Here is a 491-nt window from a genome sequence, read left to right on the forward strand (position 1 = left end):
AGGCGGCGCCCGTGGCGCGGGGCGACGCGTTGGCGTTGGCGGTGCTGGAACAGACCCGCGGGATCAGGTTGAGGTTCGTGAGGTCGACCGCCATCGCGCTCACCACGATCTTCACGCCGCTGGCGTCGAACGGCTTCAGCACCAGGGTCGAGGTGGCGAGGATGTCGCGCATCAGCGACGCGTCGATCGGGTTCTGGGCGTCGCCCTGCGCAGTCAGGTCGGACACCGTCCGGGCGAGCTGCGTGACCTTCCGCCAGTTGTCGACCGCGTGGGCGTACTCCGAAAGGCCCACGAAGATCGCGAGCAGCACGGGCAGGATCAACGCGAACTCGATCGCGGAGACGCCGCCGGACGCGCGTGCGAACCGAGCGAAGGCCCGCTCGGACGCGCCTGAGCTATGAAGAGGGGAACACCGCACCATCCCGGCCCTCAGCATCCGGTCGAGGCGGTGGTCTGGTACGGCTCGGTGCGGAACACGGCCGTGGACTGCA

General features: G+C 69.2%; 1 pseudogene. It reads right to left on the reverse strand.

Going from position 1 to position 491, the window contains the following annotated elements:
* A pseudogene (locus tag FV223_RS29710) lies at positions 1-322 on the reverse strand (pilus assembly protein); the annotation flags it as partial.
* Positions 323-491 lie beyond the last annotated feature (169 nt).

The organism is Methylobacterium sp. WL116 (assembly GCF_008039455.1).
Lineage (GTDB): Bacteria > Pseudomonadota > Alphaproteobacteria > Rhizobiales > Beijerinckiaceae > Methylobacterium.